Here is a 19,044-nt window from a genome sequence, read left to right as displayed (position 1 = left end):
GGGAGACGTCCCTTCCGACCGGTTATGGGTGTGAGATCGATGGGAGTTCGGTGGGAGCTCGAATGGGAGGGTGAAAAACCGGAAGGTGCCGGAATTCCGCTCTCGAGGTTCTCGAAACGGCTCCCGGACGTAGAGGCCTACAGACATCAGGTTGAGACCGTAGAGGCGTTCGAGAACGGCCACGTTCTACTGACCGCGGGAATGGGTGCTGGAAAAACCGAGGCGGCTCTCGCGGCGATAGAGCACGAACATACCTTTCCTGCAGTTTTCGTGTATCCGACTAAGGCTCTCGCCCGTGATCAGGCCGAACGGATGATCCAGTACGGCTACGACGTGGTTATCGCCGACGGTGACCACCCGGGATGGCGCGCCAAGGTTCAGGAAGCCGAGATCGTCGTTACAAACCCACAGATGATCTGGATTCACGCCCGTCGAGGGCTTCAGTTCTGGGAGTTCCTGACCGACGTCGCGCGGTGCCTCGTGTGGGACGAAGTCCACTTCTACGGTCCCAAACAGGTGAACCTGTTGCTCGGGATCGTTCGCGCGCTCCGGGATCGCCGGCACCTGTTCATGTCCGGAACCGTGGGACACCCGGATTACTTCTGCGGCGAGGTCGAGCGAGCCACCGGTGAGACCTGCACGCACGTCCGCGGTAGGGGGAAGATGGCACCCCGTAAGTTCGTGGTTCGAAATACCGCCAAAATGGCCGATCTCCTGGAAGATATCATCAGATACGCCCTGGAGGACCCGAAGACGTTGGTATTCTTCAGAACCCGGACACAGGCGGAACACGCTTACCAGGTACTATGCCGACGGTACGGACTAGAAGAATACGTCACACTACATCACGGGGCGCTCCCCCGGGACGAGCGCCGACGTGCCGAGCGGGAGTTCAAGCGAGGTCGTGCCTCCGTGATGATTACAGTGAAGACGCTCGAGGTCGGCATCGACGTGGGGTCCGTAATTCGAGTCGTGCACTACGGGATCCCTGACCGCGTCTCCGACTTCTGGCAGCGGGAAGGACGTGCCGGCAGGCGCGGTCAGGAGGCGGAGTCCGTGATCTACCCGGCCGACCCTTGGACTTCGTTCGTGACCAAGACTCCGAGGAGATTCCGCGAGGCCTACCTGGAGGGCAAAGTCGAACGCATACTGGCTTACGCCCAGTCGCACTTGGCCGCACCACCTTGGAGTAATCCGACCGAGTCGTTCTACGGGGAAAAGGGATCGTACCGGGTGGTCCGCGAGGACGACTCACGGGCCGTTCTCAGGGACCAAGTCGATCCCGAAGACGTGCCAAGGGCTTGGGCCCCGGGATGCGCGTTCAGGGCCGCCGGCGAGATCTGGGTCGTCAGCGAACCACCCGACCGGAAGACCCTCACGATCCCGGCCGTCCCCGTGGAGGAGTACGATCCCACCGTAGCACAGCTTATCGAGGAAGGTTGGTGGACTTATCCCAGAATCGAGGTCCACGTCGAGGGAGAGGGGAAGTGCGGAATAGGGTACGTCGAGCTCCGGTGGACGGACACGGTACTCTCGCCTCCCCCGGACGAACCCGAGCGGCCTATCCCGCTGGAGCGTGGTGACATCACGATACGCGTGAAGGCGTACTACATTCGCCTGGAAGACTCGGATTTGAGGAGGAGGGTCGGGACCGATTCGGCCGAACACGCGGTTCACGCCCTCAACTATGCCCTGAAGTTGAAACATGGGGTGCCACTCTCACTCTTGAACCATTACGTCCATTGTCCCGAGGAATCCGACAAAGAGGCCTTCCTGCTGATTTACGAGTCACCGCCGGCAGTGATGCCCATGCTGGAGTGGAAGTCTGCGGTCGAAGAGGCCATCGAGCTGGCCAGGAAGGAAGACCCGCGAAACCTGCGGTTACCTCGTTGTCCCTGGCCCGAGGAGGACGTGGTAACGTTCGAGAGTTCGGTCGAGCGGTACTTGCTCGGAATACTGCGGCTAGTTGAAAAGTTACGGAAAAGGGAAGGGCTACCCGGCGGTGTCGGAGGACAGCCGAAGTATAGGGAGTAGTACCGGCACGGAGCGTCCCAGACCGTTCCTATAACCAACTGATGGGACGTGGCGCGACGTAGCGTTTGGGTTCTCCGTCGGCCGCGCAGTATCAGGTTGTCCACTCCCCGAGTGCGGAGTTGCGGCGTAGACACCTCGACCGTCCCTATCTCAGCTGCGATCCCGGGGCGACTTCGGAGTGATATGCGCCACGAATAGTGGGTCGAAAGGGTCCCATCAGACGGTCTCATCCGATGGGTGGCATCTCGGTGGGGGGAATGTGGGATCGTTCAGGTGAGTACGGAGTGGGTGACTCGACACCTGGATTACGACGGGGAGAAGACCTGGCTGATCGAGTCTCACGGTCCTCCGAGTGATCCCACACCGCCATGCTCGCCGACCTGTCGGCATTGTTATGCCACCCAACTCCCACCGGATGCCCGACGCCGTCTCGTCATCGACGAGTTATCCATGTACCCATCCGATCTGGTGAACCATCCGAAGCTGGAAGACGTGGTTCGCCGGGCGCGCGAGCTTGTGGAAAGCCGAGAGAACCTACCGCTCAAGGTGATAACTTCCGGAAAATTCCTGACGGAGCGAAAGCTCCGGACTCTCCTACGGTACGTCGATCAACTAGACTTCCACCTCCTTTCCACCGATCCATCGGAACGCGCCAAGCTGACCCGGGAGAGCGTCCGCGAAGCCGCACGTGTGTTGGAGCTGGTCCGAAAGGCTGCACGTGAGGTCGATACCGTCGCTAACGTCGTGGCCGTACCCGACTACAACTTGAACTCCCTACCCATGATCCTACGGGATCTCGACGACTGGGACCTCCGTAAGTGCGTGGTGATTCCGGTCGGGGTCACTAGGTACAACCGGGAAGGTATTCGGCCCCCCACGTCCGATGAAATTCGGTTCCTGTGGGAGACGTGCCGACGGATGGATCGCGAGTTGGACCTCGACGTGGTCCCCTGCGACAGTCTGGTCCCGTTAGAGGAATATTTGAAGAGTCTAAACGATCTGGCGTCACAATGCGCCGAAGCCCTCGGCGGCGTCGACTCTAAGATAGGACTGATCACCGGCGAGATGTTCGGACTTGTCATCGAGGAATTATGTCGGACTACGAACGAGAAGCTGGGGCGTGAAGTCTTAGAACCTGTAACAGTGGAAAATCGGTACTTCGGCGGTAACATCGGGTGCGCCGGACTACTCACGGGTGAGGACATCCTCCGAGAACTTGAGCGTAGGGATCTAGACGTGGCCATCGTGCCGCGGATATCCGTGGAACTCGGGTCGTTCATCGACGGTGTCACGATCTTCGAGGTGTCACTACACGCCGGGTGTGAGATCGTGGTCGGACCGGAACGATTGGAGGATCTGCCCGACGTGCTCGCCGAGATTCCTCACCAGTGACCGTATGACGTCGGATCATCGCTACTATCGGGGGTGTGAACGAAAGGGCCGCTAACAACCCCATCGGTACGCTCACGGGTCCGAACGTCCCGGTCAATGTGTGGAGGACTACGAGGAACGAGGAGGCGTAAAGGGCGCGGTACACGAGAAGCAGACGTAATCTACGGATTCCTATCAGGTGCGCCCGGAGTGCGATGTGGGAGGGAAGCATGAGCGTGGGGAGTGAGAACCATCGGACGATCGGCACCGCCGGCCCGTACTCGGTCGAGAGAACTACCGGTGCGAGGCTGGCGCACGTGAAGATCGCTATGGCTGCCGCGATACCCGCCGGGACTAGGTATCCGCGCAATCCTCTGAACGCCAGTTCCTCCTCACCCGCCCCGACTTCGAGTGTTATCGGCTGCACGAACGCTTCCAACGTCAGGGCCGCGAACTTGTAGGCCGCCAACCCTAAACCGACGAACGCCGAGGTCTTCGACCCGTACAGGACGTACGTTAGGACGATCGCGTACGCGTACGACCCCAACTCAACGAGACGGTCCACAACGATTACCGTACCGCGCTTGAGGTATCCGATCGAGAAATTCCATCCCCGAGGCTTCCCGACGAGCGGTAGGACCGCTAAACCGGCCAAGAACGGGCAGAGACCGGCACATATCGCCGCTCCGACCCACGAAGTCCTCAGTAACGTTGGGACCATCACCTTAGCGGCGTGACCTAGTGCTATGGTCATCACAAACAAGTTCCGTCCGGCGGCGAGGAGGAACGGTTCCATGACCCTCGTCACAGGAGACGTACACAATGCCAACAGGCCTAAGGCGGCCCACGGATCCGACACAGTACGGAGCCTCTCCGGTACGGGTAGTATGGTGATGACCGTCAGCATCGCAGAAGCGGCCGCGAGGGATAGCGTCAATGAGACTATCACAGCCGAAACGCACAAGGAGGCGCGCTCCCTGTCCCCAAGACTCAACAGCTCGGTAGAACACGCGAGGGCGACCGCCTGATGGATTGGGTCGGCTAGGAATCCCGCCAAGTTGATCAGAAGCACGAGCCTCCCGAACTGCTGAGGACCCATGATCTTAGGTAGCACGATCCAGAAGAGGACCTGGATCGTACTGATCAGGGCGTACTCAGTGAACATCGCCGCCAAGTTGCGCTCGAATCTCCCCATCGTGAGTATCCCCATGAGTCGAATGTGGGGGCCAGTCCGTGCACGACACGTTGGTGGCGCTCGTAGCGTCAGCACCCGCGACCCTCGCCGCGTGCGCCGTCTTCAGGTTCCTGGACGGGCCGCTCTACGAGCCCGTTCGGGGAGGTACACCGAGGGGCGTCGGCGTCGTCCCCGCCCTAATATACGCGTATCTGGCACCCCTAACCTACGGCGTCCCGGTCGTGACCCATGCCGTACTGGGGTTCGTGGACGACGCGCTCGGTAGGACCCACACGAGGTTCGGTGTCGAGGTGGGTCATCTTGCCAGAGGTACCGCTATGTTGTTAGCTTTCGGGTGGTGTTGGTGGAGGTTCCATCCAATCACGGGGCTCGTGACGGGGTTCCTCCCGCAACCCGCCAACATCGTCGACATGCAACCGCGCGCGTTCACCTTCGCCGCACTTACCGCTACCGTCGCGACCATCCCGTGGTGGAACCACACCTTAGTCTCCGTCGCCTGGGCTGCGCTCGTACCCTATGTCCTGCTGGACTTGAAGGGTCGCACGATGCTCGGGGACGCGGGGAACGCCTCGGTAGCGACTGCACTTCTGCTCGCGTGCACTCGAGGGGACCCGATAGGTGCTGTCGCTTTCCTTACCTCCTTCACCCTGGCTGGGGCGTTCTACCGGTTCAAGGTGGAACCCAGACTCCGTGAGTATATGGAGGATCGACTCGGGATCGAGGACCCAACGTTCATGGACGCCGTATGGGACGTACTTACGGGAGGGGCGTTGATGGACCTCATCAAGGTGAAGACCTTCGGCCGTACCGAAGTGCCGGAGTGCAGTCGCTTGGCGCGGCTTCTCGGCTACCGCCGGCTCGTCCTCATCGGGCGCTCTACCGTCGGAGAACGAGTGTGGCGGTGACCCGGCACGGTTCACCTCATCCCCAGGTTGAACCGCCTTCACGAGCCCATCCTCGTCCGGGCGCTGTCGGCGGTCCCCAGATCGTTTAGGGCTCATCGGTACCATCGGTGAGCACACGGGGGAACCGGTTTTAATGACCTCGAACAACTCATCAGGTGCACCTAACCGGGGTGAATGCCTTGTCCGGAAACGAATCGCATGAAGAGGGTCATCCGCACCACCCGTCTCGAAGGGAGCTAGAGAAGCGCCTCAAGAAGGAACGCGAAGCCATCGAGAAGAACCTGGAGAGCGTTGAGCACGTCCTGGTCATCATGAGCGGCAAAGGTGGCGTGGGTAAGACCACCGTCTCGGTGAACCTCGCGCTCGCGCTGGCCGAGGACGACGACGTGGGTATCCTCGACTTGGACATCCACGGACCGAACGTGCCGGAGCAGCTCGGGGTCACGGAACCCCCGAAGGGAACACCCGCAGGACTGTTCCCGCTCTCAGGCTACCGTGACGTGAAAGTCATGTCCATCGGCACCATGCTGGAACGTGAGGACCTCCCCGTCTTATGGCGTGGGCCGCGCAAGTCGGGCTTCATCCGAGAGATTCTCGTCAAGACGCGTTGGGGCGACCTGGACTACCTCATCGTCGATATGCCCCCCGGGACAGGTGACGAGGTCATGACGGCGCTGCAGATGCTTCCCGAGGACGCCCGTAACGTACTCCTGGTCGCAAGTCCAGAGTCCCTGGCGTTCTCCGACGTCGTGAAGGCCGGTGAAGCCGTCGATAAGCTGAAGGGCGAGTTGGTCGGGATCGTCAGTAACATGCACGGGATCGTCTGCCCCGAGTGCGGGAGCACGATCGAGTACTTCTCCGACGATTACTCGGAGAAGCTCGCGGAGAGGTTCGACACCGAGGTCCTCGCTCGGATACCACTCGACCCAGAGGCGAAGCGGAAGGCTGAGGAGGAAGGTAAACCGTTCGTCATCGCCGCCCCCGACTCGCGAGTCTCCGAGGCGTTCTCCGAGCTCGCCGAGACCGTTCGTGACCGCATCTGAGGATGCGTCCGAGTACCCTTCCACCCTCCGGTAGAATATCTTCCGATCGACGTGCGAGCCATCAGTGGGGGTCCGTACCTCCTCGTCGCGGAGCGCGTGCTCGGCCCCGAGTGCCCTCATCACTGCGTCAGAAGCGGCTATACCTCCTCATCGCACTCCACGCGTTCCACCGTTTCGACCAGTCGGCAGAGCCTTCGGTTCCGGACCACGATCACCCTCGGACGAAAACGCGAGTAGTAAGCTTCCCACAGCGCTAGTGCCAACCTCGGCTGCGCCCCACCACCTACGTCGATGAATACCGCGTCCACGCGCTCCGTTCGTTTGAGTACTTCTCCCAGCTCGAACCCGTCCTCGCACAGGACGATGACGTTATCCAACCCACGTACGCACTCCTTCAGCCGTTCGAACATCTCCTCCGACTTCTCGAAGGCTATCACCAGCCGGGCGTTGCGGGCCAATCTGACTGTGGTATCACCAGCGGCGGCGCCGACTTCTACCACCACGTCTTCCGGCCTTACGAGTTCCTCGGCCAGCTCTCGGTATCTCCTCACGTCGAACACAATGTAGGAGCTGGTCACGTCGGCCCCTGACGTCCTCCGTCATACCGGTTAAGCTTCTGTCGCCCGGTTAGCCTCTCATGATCTGTTGAACGGGCACGAAGTCAGGACTCCCCCGGTATTTCCGAGAGATCCACGAGTACGTTCCCACCACCATACGGGCTTCTTAACCCTCAAAAGATAGTAGTCAACAGTCTGAAGGATTCTCCGAGCATACCATTCGGCGGTAAGGGACCTACGACGATATTATCGGATTCTCTCCAACAACAGAGGCACAAATAGCGTCGTACCGGCCGAGTAGCGCTCGGACTCGTGATAAAGTCGCACAAATTCGGACGCCGGTCATGACGCACCACGAGGTATGAGCACTGCTAGCATTCTATACGTAAATTGTGCATAAACCGTATGTCGTGCATGCATAGGTAACACGACGACTGTCGAATTGTAGTCCGCAAGATACCACACCGCTTTTCAACGATCATGAGTATCATGCACAAAATATACGTAATATACGTGAAAAATCCAACTGCCCCTCCGACAGGTCGATGCTGAGGGGGAGTCGAGTCTAGAGTCATGGCTCGAAGGAGGCGGCCCTCTCGAGGGCCGCCATGACGTTCAGGGCGGTTAGATCTTCCCACGGTCGCGCGATCACCTGAACACCGCACGGCACCCGGTCGCCATCTACGTTAATCGTGTCGAACGGCACGCTTCCGGCCGGACACCCTGCCAGGTTAGGGATCACGGTCAGCACGTCGTACCCGTACATCTCACGGACGTTCAACTCCTCTCCGATACGGTGTGGAGGCTTCGGTACCGTCGGCCCTAGCAACGCGTCGTATCCCTCTAACGCCTCCAACAGTCTGCGTCGGATCCACGTCCTGGCCCTCATCGCCCGCTCGTAGTATTGACCTCGAACCTCTTGCCGGCTGATCGCAGCTCCAGCCACGATTCTCCTGAGAACTTCTTCCCCGCATACATGCTCGATCCTACGGCCGTACCTCCGTCCGTCGAACCGACGCGTCGCCGAGAAGAACTCCACGTAGTTGATCACATAATACGTGGGCAGCGCCACGTCGACGAGCTTTCGACCTAAGCTCACCTCCTCGACGGTGGCCCCGGCCCGCTCCAGGGCACGGGCCGCTTCCTCGGCGACCTCCGCTATCTCCGGCTCTGAGACCTCGAGGAACTCCCTCACGAGACCAATGCGTATTCTTTCCACTTCTTCCGGGTCCAACAGCTCCGAGAACCTGGGGACCTCAGTATTCCTCACGGTTCCCTCGACGTCCTCATCCGGGCCCGCTATCACCTCCAGCAGCAGCGCGGCGTCCTCAACGGTTCTAGTGATGGGCCCGATTTGATCGAAGCTCATGGCTAAATCGATAAGACCCTGCCTCGGGACCAGACCGTAAGTGGGCTTGAACCCGACCACACCGCAGTGTGATGCTGGATTCCGAATCGACCCACCCGTGTCCGAACCTAAGGCAGCGTCGCAGAGTCCCGCCGCCACGGCCGCGGCGCTCCCGGAGCTCGACCCGCCCGGAATGCGCCCCGGGCACCTCGGGTTATCGGTCGGTCCGTGACACGAGGTCTCGCCCGAGGAACCGGCCGCGAACTCGTCCATGTTCGCAATGCCGATAACCGCGGCACCGGCTTCCTTGATCCTTCGCACTACTGTCGCGTCGAACGGAGCCCGGTACCCCTCCAGTGTCTTGGACGCGCAGTCGCATGGCATCCCCTCCACGTTGATGTTGGCCTTGACGGCTATGACTACACCAGCGAGCGGGCCCTCAGACTTGACATTCCGGGGCGCTCCCTCGTTAACGTAGGTCAATGCATTTATATCCGGGTTCACCTTGTCGATTTCTTCGAGATACCCATAGATCCGCTCCGACGGGTCGACGCGGCCCGATTCGACGTCCTTTGCGACTTCCCTCAGCATCGTTCCTCCCCGCGGGGTGAGCGGTTGAACGGTAAGTGGGTCCTACCGCTCGCACTCCTAATCACCCTTATAGGTTCCACCTCCGCTGCGCCCACGGTGATCTTAGACGAATCACATCTCGTCGTGTTCAAAGTACCAAAACCGAGAGATCAGATTACCGAAAAAGACAAGTTCCCAGCCTGCGTATACTGGGTGCCGTGCTTCTCACTTCTGTCCTACACGGACTCCGAAGGTAGGATCCACGTGTTCCCGGCAGTTACTCGTGGTTCACCTCTCGATGTTATGGGGATCGCCGACAACGTGTTCCGTGCCCTCCCGTCTTCGGCTAGGATCGATGTAGACTTGTCCCATAGTTATGATCCACTGGACTTATCCCGATCGTTAGGCTACGATCACCTAATTACGATAGTATCGGAATACGACCCCATGGCCATATCATCCGCACTGGCGCTCAAATGGGACGCGGTTCGAGAACTACTGAAGCGATCGCACGACGTCGATCCTAGTAAGGTCGGCGTGGTCGTGGTCTTCATGGCGAGGGCGACCGTTACTTCTCCTGAGGCGGTCAAAGACGTGTTGATACCCCTAGTCCCGGGAGCGAACGTGATCAATCCAGCAGGTCCGTGGCAGGACATTCCGGACCCGCAACACGATCCATTCTATCGGCTCTACGCGAACTCCGACCTCGTCATAGTCGTCTATAAGACCGAAGCGTTCAGGAATCTAGCTGTAATGGTCTTCGGTGATGACGCCGTCTACGTCCGTGCCTCTTCGAGAATAATGTCCGGGGCCCCGGCAGTGATCTTCAACGTCCCTCGAAGAGAGAATTGGAGACAAGCACGAATGTTCGAGCTGTGGCCCAGTTCGCTATACTTGGGTGCTCTCTACGGACTCCCTATAGCGTGGGCGGCGGAGGACTTACGCCTTGAAGGTTGCAAATGGGAAGGTGTGATCATCGTGGGTCCACCCGGAGAGGGTACTATGTTGTACTATGATATTACATACGAGTTCACCTCAGCATTGCCGGAAATCTTAGGTGCCGATCAACACGTTTTCCTATCGTACATGACGCTGACCGACCAATGGAACAACTCGATCCAAGTTGGAACACCAAACTTCTACGCCGCGCTTCCATGCTGTGGTTTTTACCCATGGGACCTCTCAGGGATAGACCTCACCACCAGCACCTTACTGTTCAACTCCGGCTACCTGCTGTCCACTTACAATAATCTCATTTTGTCCGGCGACCATTGGTTTGGGTGGGGGCTGGTCGGACCGTACACAGTGTTGTTTGAAGTTACCAAGGGCGATCCTCTAGCCTACACTTGGTACGCGTTAGCGTCCGGGTTCTGTGAGTGGGCTTGGGATTGGTACTCGAGTTTCGGCAGGATCCCGGACCAACTGTACGACGTCGAAGTTGTGGTCGTCGGTCTCGAGGGTATTTTCGCGCTAGCTGGAGGACTCATCCTAGGCTGTGTGGAAAACGCTCTCCACTACGAGGAATACAGGTTCGTGGTGTTCTTCGGGTACCCGGTCTCGTCTCGGAAGACAGCAGACGTGATACAGTTCGAGGTGAACGCTCCGAACAGGCACTATACCGTGATTATGGGTAGGGGTAACGGTAGAGTGCCTACGGTCCCGTTCATGCTGGCGCAATCCGGTGATGTTTACGCTATCCTAACCCTTCAACCGTTACCATCGAATCCGAGTCCAATCAATAACGACGGTATCAACAGGGTGGTGCCGATATGGATATTCGTACCGTTGCTACGATCACATCGATTATCCTCGGACTGACGGTCCCGGCCAGCGCTCACGTTTACGTCGTGGTGAACGTACCCGACCAAGTGATGACCAAAGACAGCTGGATTAGGGTGTTCGTCACCGCGGCGTCGATGGACAGGGAGTGGGCAGGTGGTAACGTGCCTTCCGTCATCCCGATCGCCGTTCAGGGTAAGCTCGATCGACTCACGCTGGACTTGATGTCGAGGGTCGGGCCGTCCAGCCACGTCCTCACGTACAGGTTCCCAGCGACCCATCCAGGTTGGTCAGAGTTGCCGGACGATCTTGAGGCGGCTTGCGTACGACTCGTGGACGTGGCGATAAAATCCGGGGTCCCGTTGAAGTTCCTACTGTGTTTGGATCCAGACTCAGACTTCGTTCCCGGGCTTGAACTGGCACCTATCGTTGCAAAACAGTTAGGTGCCATTGTATGGGGTAATCCGCTGACGTACGCGTCCAGCTTCAACGTCCCTGTACTCACGTTGGACGAGTACCTCCGCAACCCGGAATACGACTTCAGTGACCTATCTATCAGGGCTATTGTGGTCGTCCAACCGCTCGTGAAACCGAGCGGTCCGTACAAATCTCAACCGTTCGATCCGATCACCTTGGCCGCCGTACAGTTCGCCTGTATGAGACCGGCGTTGGTGGCGTTCGTCCAACCCAGTGAGAAGACGGACATCGATACCATTGTACGTAGGGTACGTGAGAGGTTCTTGTCCGCGTACGGGAAGGAGCTCAAGGGACTCAAAGACGTGGAGTATGTGGTCTCGTTCGGATCGTTGTTACTGGGAGATCCTAGGTTGAGAGTCGGTGTTGCGTGTTTCCCGTTCCACGGTATCCCGGGGTTCCTTGCGGCTAATAAGATGATCGTTTCCACGCATCTCCACGGTAGGGCGTCACCGCTCGCCGTCTTCGACCCAACAGGATCGCTGTCAGTCTACAAGGGTGACCTGAACAACTCACTCGGTTCCGCCAACGTGAAGTGGCTATCCGTTCCGGACGTTCCATCCCTGAACTGCGAGCTCAGGGGATCAGCGTGCGCAATAGTGAACGTCGCAGGCTCTGGAAGCGTGTTGGGGACAGAGTTCCTGAGGGCCCTGGATTCACAGTGTAGGAGCGTCCTGTTCGTGTGTGCCGATCCTAACTCGATTGCCAAGGTTGTGGACGTGTACGCGACCCCGAACGGTTTCCCGAAGTTCCGGGCGGTCGTTGCCTTCCGGGATCCCGCGGGAGCCATCATGGCGTATCTCTTCGCGGCTTCCGGCGTCGAATTGGGTCGGGCCGTGGTGTGGGCTACATGGGAACTCGAGCTACTGCGGGGCTACGTCGACGTCAGCCCGGGCTACCTACTCGTCGGGGACCCGTTCTACCGGTTCGAAAGGACACTCGACTACCAGCCACCACGCGTGCCGGAAGGGAAGGATTTGAGCATCAAACTTCCCAAAGCGTTCATGGTGCCGGTGGACGGGTACAGGCTAGTTCCGTTGGTGTTACCGGCGTTCGTCACTGGGATAACGAGGATACCGAGAGATCCCTACTCCACGGTGCTCGCGGACGGAACCGACTTCGAGATCGAGAACTTAGGCCCGAACCGTTACTCCGTCACCGGTATCCTGATACATCCAGCTGGGATCCGGGACGTGTACGTGCTACCGTTGAACGAATCCGATAAGTACCATGTCAGCGTCACGCTGGAGTTCGTCACGCATTCTCCGACGCCTCACCCTCAGAACTGGGGGAAACCAGCTTGCGGGATCGCGGTCACGTTAGCGTCGTTGCTGGTGGTCAGTGGGGCGACGAGGGTAAGGGTAAAATCGTTGCGTACTTAGCCGTTCAGGACGAGCCTAAGGTTATAGCGCGTGCGGGCGTCGGTCCCAACGCCGGTCACACCGTTCGTGTGGACGGTGAGGATTACGGTCTACGACAGATCCCGTGCGGCTTCCCGCATGAGGAGGCCGATCTTGCCGTAGGACCCGGGGTCCTCGTTAACCCGGATGTGCTCTTGGATGAAGTCGAGCGACTGTCCCGTTTCAAAGTCGATGATAGGCTGGTCGTGGACGAGAAGTGTGCGATAATCGAGCCTAAGCACATCGAGTCCGAGCGCGCTTCCAAGCATCTCTCTGACGAGATCGATACGACCGGCACCGGCTGCGGGCCGGCGAACGCGGACAGGGCACTACGGAAGGCGAAGCTGGCCCGGGACGTTGACGATCTCTCGGAGTTCCTCGGCGACGTCCCGGGGTTGGTGAACGATGCGATAGACGAGGGCGAGGACGTGCTGATCGAAGGTACTCAGGGGTTCGGTCTATCCCTCTACCATGGGGTAGATTACCCCTACGTCACCAGCAAGGATACCACCGCGAGCGCCTTCGCTTCCGACGTCGGCGTCGGTCCGACGAGGATCGATGATGTGTACGTGGTGTTCAAGGCGTACGCGACCAGGGTCGGAGAGGGACCGTTCCCTACGGAGTTATCCCGAGAGGAGGTGACTGAGAAGTTCGGCGAAGAGATCTTGGAAGTCGAGCGCGGTACAGTCACGGGTCGGCCACGACGTATAGGTGAGTTCGATTTCGAGATGGCCAAGCGTGCGTGCGTTATCAACGGTGCTACTCAGGTCGCGATCACGTGCATCGACAGGAGGTTCCCCGACGCTGCGGAGGCCGAGACTTGGCACGAGCTTCCCACCGAAGCGAAGAAGTTCATCGAGAAGGTGGAGGAGGCCGTCGGAGTACCGGTGACGATAGTCTCCACGGGACCGGAACTGGAGCACACGGTGGATCTAAGGTAGTTCGTCCAGGATCCGTCGGACCCTATCGCTAACGGGCACCTCGACTACCTCGAACAGTTCCCTTTCCTCCACCGGAGCCGTCGCGTCGAACACAGCTTTCGCCATGATACCTTCTTCTGCCGACGGGTCGAGGGTGGACCCGAGACCCCTCACCACATGCAGGTCGCGATCCGCTTGAAACCTCGTCGCGAGTGCGTACTCGACTTGTTCCGGGTCGTCCGGGTCCACGTCTTCGTCCACGACCACCACGTGCTTCAGGCTCGGATGGGCCGCCAGCGCGGCGAGGCCCGCGTTCGTAGCCTCACCTTCAGTGCGTTTCCGTATCGATACCACCGCGTGGAGCCACCTTCCCCCGCCCGGAGTCAGTCTGACCTTGACTACTTCCGATACCCGAGAGACGTGAGCGAGGATCGTGGCCTCGGCGGGACCGCCCATCATGATCCTGTGTTCCTCTCCGCCTGGAAGGATGATCGGGTGGTACGGGTCCTCTCGAGTGTACACTTTCTCGACCTCGAAGACGGGTTCGTGACGCCGCTCGTCCAGAGTGCGCGTCACGTCCACGAAGGGTCCTTCTGGGGCGCGCTCTGGTGTCAATCTGCCTACCATAACGATCTCGCTCTCCGCTGGTATCGGGATATCGTAGTCGACCTCGTACACCCGGAGATCCTCCCAGAACGCCGCCGCGACGTCCAGCTCGCTAACCTCGTACGGTACGCGGGCGCAGCACGCGAACATCGTCCGCGGGTCCACACCCAGGCATACCGCTACCGGTAGGTCGTTGTCGGCTTTCTCGTAGTACCGATGAAGGTGTCGTGGGACGATTCGTACCGCGAACTTGCCGTCACCGAGGTACATCATCCTGTGTACGGACGCGTTGGGGATTCCTTCCTCGGGCTCGACCGCGACGATCAGGGACGCCGTGAGGTAGGGACCACCGTCGGTCCGGTAGAACCGGCACATCGGGAACTCTTCCAGGAACTCTGGTCCACGCTCGACCTCGAGAAACGACGGGGAGCGTTCTCTCCTCGGCTCCTTCGGGGAGTCCATGGCTTCCGCGAGTTTCCAAAGAACATCGTCCCAAGACTCCGCTCCCATCGCCCTTACCAAGTACTCCCGACGACAACATAGGTTACCTACCAGCGGGATGTCGTAGCCTTCAACGCCCTCGAACACTATCGGTCTATCGAGTTCCTGGAGAACCGCCGGTACCTCGTACTCCGGTGATAACCACTCCTCGATTACTACTAGGTCATCTTCCACGTATCTCAGGAAATCCCTCAACGCGGCGCCCCCGGGGGGATGAAGACAAAGTCCCGAACTGATGGGGTGAAGATCGGGACGCGGGCTGACCCCTATAGGTTGGTGAACCTGATCCCGACGTTCTCCTTGCCGTACCTCATGTTGATGCTGATCAGCAGTGCCGTAATAGACTCCACGATCCTGGCATTCTCCAACGGCCCGCCGTCTATCGCTCGGACTCCCGGTATCTCCTCCGCTAGCTCCATGACGACGTTCTTTGCGTCCTTATGGTCTGAACACACTACCACGTCGCACTCGACTTTTTTCTCCAGGTCCCGAAGTGATTCCGCGGAGACGTTTTCGAACGCGGACACCACTGGGTTGTCGACGAGGGACTGCACGGTTTCAGCCGCAGATCCGGACCATGGTCGGATCAGCCGGGTGGGATTGCCCCCTATAGCCGTCTCCAACGGTACCGTGACGTTCACGACGATCGCGTCCTCGTCGAGCGAGTCCCGGATCGTCTTCACCGTGTCGATGACGGCGAAGAACGGGACCGTCAGGAATACCACATCCGCTTCGGCTGCTGCGTCGGAGTTCTCGCGACCTTCAACGGTGACGTCCTCGTACCCGTGCTCCGACAGGATCCTCTCGGCTTTCTCCGCGGCTTTAACGGCGCGTTCCTCCTCCCTCGATCCTATGATCACCTGGTGTCCCGCCGCCGCCAGTCTCAGTGCGAGCCCGAGCCCTTGGTGGCCGGTTCCTCCGATGAACGCCAGCCGCACGTTCATACCCCGGGTGGGCGAGGGAGGGCGGGGTTAAGAGGGTGCCGGTTAGAAGTTAGAAGAGCTGTAGGGCGTTGTCCCGCACCACCGCCTCGGTAGCGTCGAACCCCCTCTTTTCCAGCTCGAACGCCACTTCGGCCACCGCCAAGACGTTACTCGGAGCCCTCGACGCGTCGCTGTTGATGAGGATGCGGTCCGCATGTTCGGCCCGGTTGGTCACTATCTCGACGGCCTCTTCGACGGTCGCCTTACCGGGCTGTACGGTGATCCCGGCGTTGAAACCCTCCGCGAGGACCGCGTCGACGTACTGCTCGTTGAGGTGGTCGATCACGATCAAATCGTGGTCCAGATCCGAATCACTAGCGACTTCGATGATCTTCGAAATGACGTTCGGGTCACGGCTCCGTGGGGTGTGAACGATCACGGGCACATCTTCGGTCGCGGCGAGGTCCAGCTGCTTCCGGAGCACCTCCACCTCCTCGTCCGTGGCTTCCTCTAGTCCGACCTCTCCTACCGCGTCTAGATCACTCAACTTCGATTCAAGGCGTTCGAGGGTGAGTTCGATACCCTCGTCCGGGATGGCCCTCGGATGTATCCCCAGTCCCACCTTCACGTCGATCAGGTATTCGACCGCCGTCTCCGCGATCGACTCGACCGCCTCCCAGTGTCCTAAGAGGGCCTCCGCGGTGCGGAACGGCATGGGGTCGTGGGCGAGCGTCAGGACGTAGCGTATTCCGGCGAGGCTCATCGTCTTCATATCGTCCTCACATCTCACGTCCAGGTGTACGTGCGAGTCGAACTTGACGAACAAGGCTCCACCGCCCCTTGAGGTTCTGTTTCTTAGAGTTTAAATAGCCGGATCCCCCGTTGCATCAAGGGTACATCAGATATGGCAGAAAGCGTGAAGGAGGTAATTGACCTCACGGAGATCCCGTTCCAGCCCATGGATCGGCAGGAGATTCACCAGCTAGAGACCGTACTACTGGTAGCTACACTCTTCCGCCCGAAGGTGCTGGAGATGATTCACGAGCAGAAGTTTCTGACCTGGGTCGACTCTTTAGCGGTGGCCGCGTCGGCCCTCGCGAGACAGAAGGCCGGGTATACGGTATCGGAGATAGCAGAAGAACTGGGACGTACCGAGGCTACGATCAGGAAGCATCTGCAGGGAGAGACGAAGGCCGGGGAGCTCGTTCTGGAGACCTATGAGATGCTTAAGAGTGGGAAACTCCGGATAGTCACCGGCGTCGAGGATATCAAGGAGAGACTCAAGGCTGAGGAGGAGAAGCTGGAGCGATTGGAGTCCGAGATGGAGGATGTGTCCACCACCATCTCTCGCGTCGTGGAGGGTCTGAAGAAGTGTTATACGAGGATGGAGGACGCCCTTGAAGAGCTGGAAAGTCTCTCGGAGAGGCTAGAGGAGCTCAAGGAGTAGAGCGTAACCCCAAGAGTCTCTTCCTAAGTCCTTCCAGGTAACGTTCGACCTTTTTCTCACTCACCGGCTTCTTCCAAGAGCCTGCCAGCATACATTTAGGCTCCGATCCCCTCACCGATACCCCTCGTCGGGCTAATTCCTCGTAGACGTCTCTTTTTTTCCAATCCCAGAGCGGTGTGAAGTACTCACAGTTATATTCGTCGCACATTTCCTCCCAGAATGCCTTAGCTTCCGGCGTCTGTTCCGGGTACTTCCTGGATTCCCTGTCTCCAGTTACGATCACGTCAGGGTCCAACTTCTCCAGCGCGTGGAAGAGCATGCAGAATTTACAGTCTAGGCACACGGGGTTCCAACCGAGCCGCAGAATCCTACGTTCAAGACCTCGGAGTCCCCATCGGTGGAAGGGCCTGTGGATATCGAAAATTCTCCACTCTACCCCGATGTCCGTGGCACGTTTCACCTGGGAGTAATTGATGCCGGCTTTTTCAACATCGATCAGCACGCCGTTATCATATGTCGCTAGGATGACTTCCTCCGGGTTGTACTCATCGCAGGCCATTAGTGTCGCCAGTAGGGAATCCGGACCACCGGAGAATAACACTACCATCCGCACGAAGGCTCCCCCACCAATAGTTATGATATTCGTAACAATTACGTGCGATCGGGAACGGCGACTCGACGCCTTACGACTTCGCTCCGCGTACGGTCACGTTCCTGCTCGCTGGCGCTCCCGTCCCTCGATACTCCCGGCGGAGGTGGCTCCCGTCGGTGAAGCTGCTCAGGAGACTTCTAAACCATGCTCCTCCGCGATCTCGTGGAACGCTCGCACGACGTGCTCCACCTGCTCGTCCGTCAGACCGTACACGCTGGCTTTAATGGTCTCGGTCTGTCCTGGTTGGATGCCGATGATACCACGCTTTTTCAGCTCCTTATACAGGAAGTAGCCGCGCTTGGGGTGATTATTTGCCACCTCCTGGAAGCCCGGGGTCTCGAACTTCACCAGATCGTGCCGCTTCGGTCGCTCACCGAGCTGTCGTACGCCCTCTATCCGTTCCATCTCTTTCACGAACCACCGCGTCTTCTCCACCTCTTCCTCCCATCGTCTCACTCGCTCCACGACGTGTGGGAAGCTGGCCATCATAGTGACTATCGGTGCTCCCATCACGGTACATCCGAGCATCTCGACCTCCTTATGTGGCCACTCCCGACCGGAGACGTCTCCACGCAGTGAGGATCCTCTGAGCACTACCTCTTCCCATTCCTCCCGCATCGCGAGTACGCCGCACGGTGCACACGCGGCCATGCCCTTATGACCGCTACCGACCATGAAGTCGGGCTTCGGGCTCAAGTTTGACAGATCCATGCGTCCCATGGTATAAGCGCAGTTGAGTAGCGCAGGAACACCTTTCTTGCGGCATATCTTCACGAACCTCTCCGCATCCGCGAGGTTCCCGTACTCACTGTCGACGTGCGTAAGTAACGCCAACGCGGGTGGGTCTCCCCGTTCTTCCTCCACCTCATCGATAACCCGAGCGTACTCGTCGACTTTCACTCTGTACTCCGGGTGACCGGTGTTCGGGACCTCCCGAACCATAGCTCCTGCCTTCTCCGCTGCGACGAACGTGGTATAGTGCGCGAGCGAGTCTGCGACGATTACGTCTCCCTCCTCGCACAACGCGCTCATGACAGCCTCCTTCGCGTACCTCGCACCGGCGGTGATCCGTACCAAGTCCATCCCGAGAAACTCGGCCAAGTCCTCGTGGAATTGTCGGATGGGGGGTTTCTCGATCTCGTGGAGCAACCCTTCGCAGAAGTCGCATACACTGTACCCATCTCCAAATTCCAGTAGGGCTTTCCTAGCTTCCGGTGTCAGCACACCCCCTCGTTGGATTGGGTTCACGTTAATGTACTTCCGCTCCGTCTCACGGACGAAGTCCCTGTAACGGTCCAGGTTCAAATACCGACCTACCC

General features: G+C 59.1%; 16 protein-coding genes. 8 read left to right on the top strand and 8 right to left on the bottom strand.

Annotated elements, in window-relative coordinates; translation table 11 throughout:
- The first annotated feature begins 39 nt into the window (after positions 1-39).
- Both BW921_RS03000 and BW921_RS02995 read left to right on the top strand, forming a co-directional pair.
- Positions 40-2,034: a helicase-related protein gene (locus BW921_RS03000; RefSeq protein ID WP_168168697.1), complete on the top strand. Its 1,995-nt coding sequence runs from the start codon at positions 40-42 to the stop codon at positions 2,032-2,034.
- A gap of 273 nt (positions 2,035-2,307) precedes the next feature.
- On the top strand, positions 2,308-3,426 hold the full coding sequence (locus tag BW921_RS02995; RefSeq protein ID WP_148688513.1) for a DUF512 domain-containing protein: 1,119 nt from the start codon (positions 2,308-2,310) through the stop codon (positions 3,424-3,426).
- Here BW921_RS02995 and BW921_RS02990 read toward each other — a convergent pair.
- Positions 3,323-4,600, bottom strand: coding sequence for a hypothetical protein (locus BW921_RS02990; protein WP_148688512.1), 1,278 nt, complete (start codon positions 4,598-4,600; stop codon positions 3,323-3,325). The genes BW921_RS02995 and BW921_RS02990 overlap by 104 nt on opposite strands.
- 38 nt (positions 4,601-4,638) lie before the next feature.
- Here BW921_RS02990 and BW921_RS02985 point away from each other — a divergent pair, with 38 nt between their 5' ends.
- Positions 4,639-5,505: a hypothetical protein gene (locus tag BW921_RS02985; RefSeq protein WP_148688511.1), complete on the top strand. Its 867-nt coding sequence runs from the start codon at positions 4,639-4,641 to the stop codon at positions 5,503-5,505.
- A 179-nt stretch (positions 5,506-5,684) separates the two neighbouring features.
- Positions 5,685-6,548: an Mrp/NBP35 family ATP-binding protein gene (locus BW921_RS02980; RefSeq protein ID WP_148688510.1), complete on the top strand. Its 864-nt coding sequence runs from the start codon at positions 5,685-5,687 to the stop codon at positions 6,546-6,548.
- A 137-nt stretch (positions 6,549-6,685) separates the two neighbouring features.
- On the opposite strand, the gene BW921_RS02975 is transcribed toward BW921_RS02980, so the two are convergent.
- Together BW921_RS02975 and BW921_RS02970 are read right to left on the bottom strand one after the other, a co-directional pair.
- Positions 6,686-7,126 (bottom strand): rRNA adenine N-6-methyltransferase family protein, encoded by a 441-nt coding sequence (locus BW921_RS02975; RefSeq protein ID WP_088335388.1) that lies wholly within the window; start codon positions 7,124-7,126, stop codon positions 6,686-6,688.
- A gap of 550 nt (positions 7,127-7,676) precedes the next feature.
- Entirely contained in the window at positions 7,677-9,044 is a 1,368-nt protein-coding gene (locus BW921_RS02970) for an amidase family protein (protein ID WP_148688509.1), read from the bottom strand.
- 24 nt (positions 9,045-9,068) lie between these two features.
- Between BW921_RS02970 and BW921_RS02965 the strand changes: the two genes are divergently transcribed.
- Genes BW921_RS02965 through BW921_RS02955 form a run of 3 tightly spaced genes read left to right on the top strand, consistent with a single transcriptional unit; the run spans position 9,069 to position 13,617 of the window.
- A complete protein-coding gene (locus BW921_RS02965) occupies positions 9,069-10,841 on the top strand; it encodes a hypothetical protein (protein ID WP_148688508.1) in 1,773 nt (590 codons plus the stop codon).
- A complete protein-coding gene (locus BW921_RS02960; protein WP_168168696.1) occupies positions 10,793-12,658 on the top strand; it encodes a hypothetical protein in 1,866 nt (621 codons plus the stop codon). Before BW921_RS02965 ends, BW921_RS02960 begins: the two co-directional genes overlap by 49 nt.
- Positions 12,577-13,617, top strand: coding sequence for an adenylosuccinate synthetase (locus BW921_RS02955; RefSeq protein WP_148688506.1), 1,041 nt, complete (start codon positions 12,577-12,579; stop codon positions 13,615-13,617). The genes BW921_RS02960 and BW921_RS02955 overlap by 82 nt, the downstream gene beginning before the upstream one ends.
- Here the strand turns inward: BW921_RS02955 and BW921_RS02950 are convergent.
- The 3 genes from BW921_RS02950 to BW921_RS02940 all read right to left on the bottom strand — a co-directional run bounded on the left by BW921_RS02950 (position 13,609) and on the right by BW921_RS02940 (position 16,452).
- Positions 13,609-14,898: a UbiD family decarboxylase gene (locus BW921_RS02950; protein ID WP_168168695.1), complete on the bottom strand. Its 1,290-nt coding sequence runs from the start codon at positions 14,896-14,898 to the stop codon at positions 13,609-13,611. The two genes, BW921_RS02955 and BW921_RS02950, sit on opposite strands and share 9 nt — an antisense overlap.
- Before the next feature lie 71 nt (positions 14,899-14,969).
- Positions 14,970-15,647, bottom strand: a complete 678-nt coding sequence (gene npdG, locus BW921_RS02945; RefSeq protein WP_236953766.1) for an NADPH-dependent F420 reductase — start codon at positions 15,645-15,647, stop codon at positions 14,970-14,972.
- A gap of 49 nt (positions 15,648-15,696) precedes the next feature.
- A complete protein-coding gene (locus tag BW921_RS02940; RefSeq protein ID WP_148688504.1) occupies positions 15,697-16,452 on the bottom strand; it encodes a TatD family hydrolase in 756 nt (251 codons plus the stop codon).
- Between the two features lie 78 nt (positions 16,453-16,530).
- On the opposite strand from BW921_RS02940, the gene BW921_RS02935 reads away from it, so the two are divergent.
- The gene (locus tag BW921_RS02935; RefSeq protein WP_148688503.1) at positions 16,531-17,073 is read left to right on the top strand and encodes a hypothetical protein; all 543 of its coding nucleotides are present in this window, start codon (positions 16,531-16,533) and stop codon (positions 17,071-17,073) included.
- On the opposite strand, the gene BW921_RS02930 is transcribed toward BW921_RS02935, so the two are convergent.
- A complete protein-coding gene (locus tag BW921_RS02930; protein ID WP_148688502.1) occupies positions 17,063-17,686 on the bottom strand; it encodes a hypothetical protein in 624 nt (207 codons plus the stop codon). The two genes, BW921_RS02935 and BW921_RS02930, sit on opposite strands and share 11 nt — an antisense overlap.
- Positions 17,687-17,851: 165 nt before the next feature.
- Positions 17,852-19,030, bottom strand: coding sequence for an O-phospho-L-seryl-tRNA:Cys-tRNA synthase (pscS, locus tag BW921_RS02925; protein ID WP_148688501.1), 1,179 nt, complete (start codon positions 19,028-19,030; stop codon positions 17,852-17,854).
- Between the last annotated feature and the right edge of the window lie 14 nt (positions 19,031-19,044).

Origin of the sequence: Methanopyrus sp. SNP6, assembly GCF_002201895.1 — an archaeon.
GTDB lineage: Archaea > JAADCQ01 > Methanopyri > Methanopyrales > Methanopyraceae > Methanopyrus.
The sequence above is the reverse complement of the archived record's forward strand: the minus strand, read 5'-3'. Positions and strand labels throughout refer to the sequence as shown.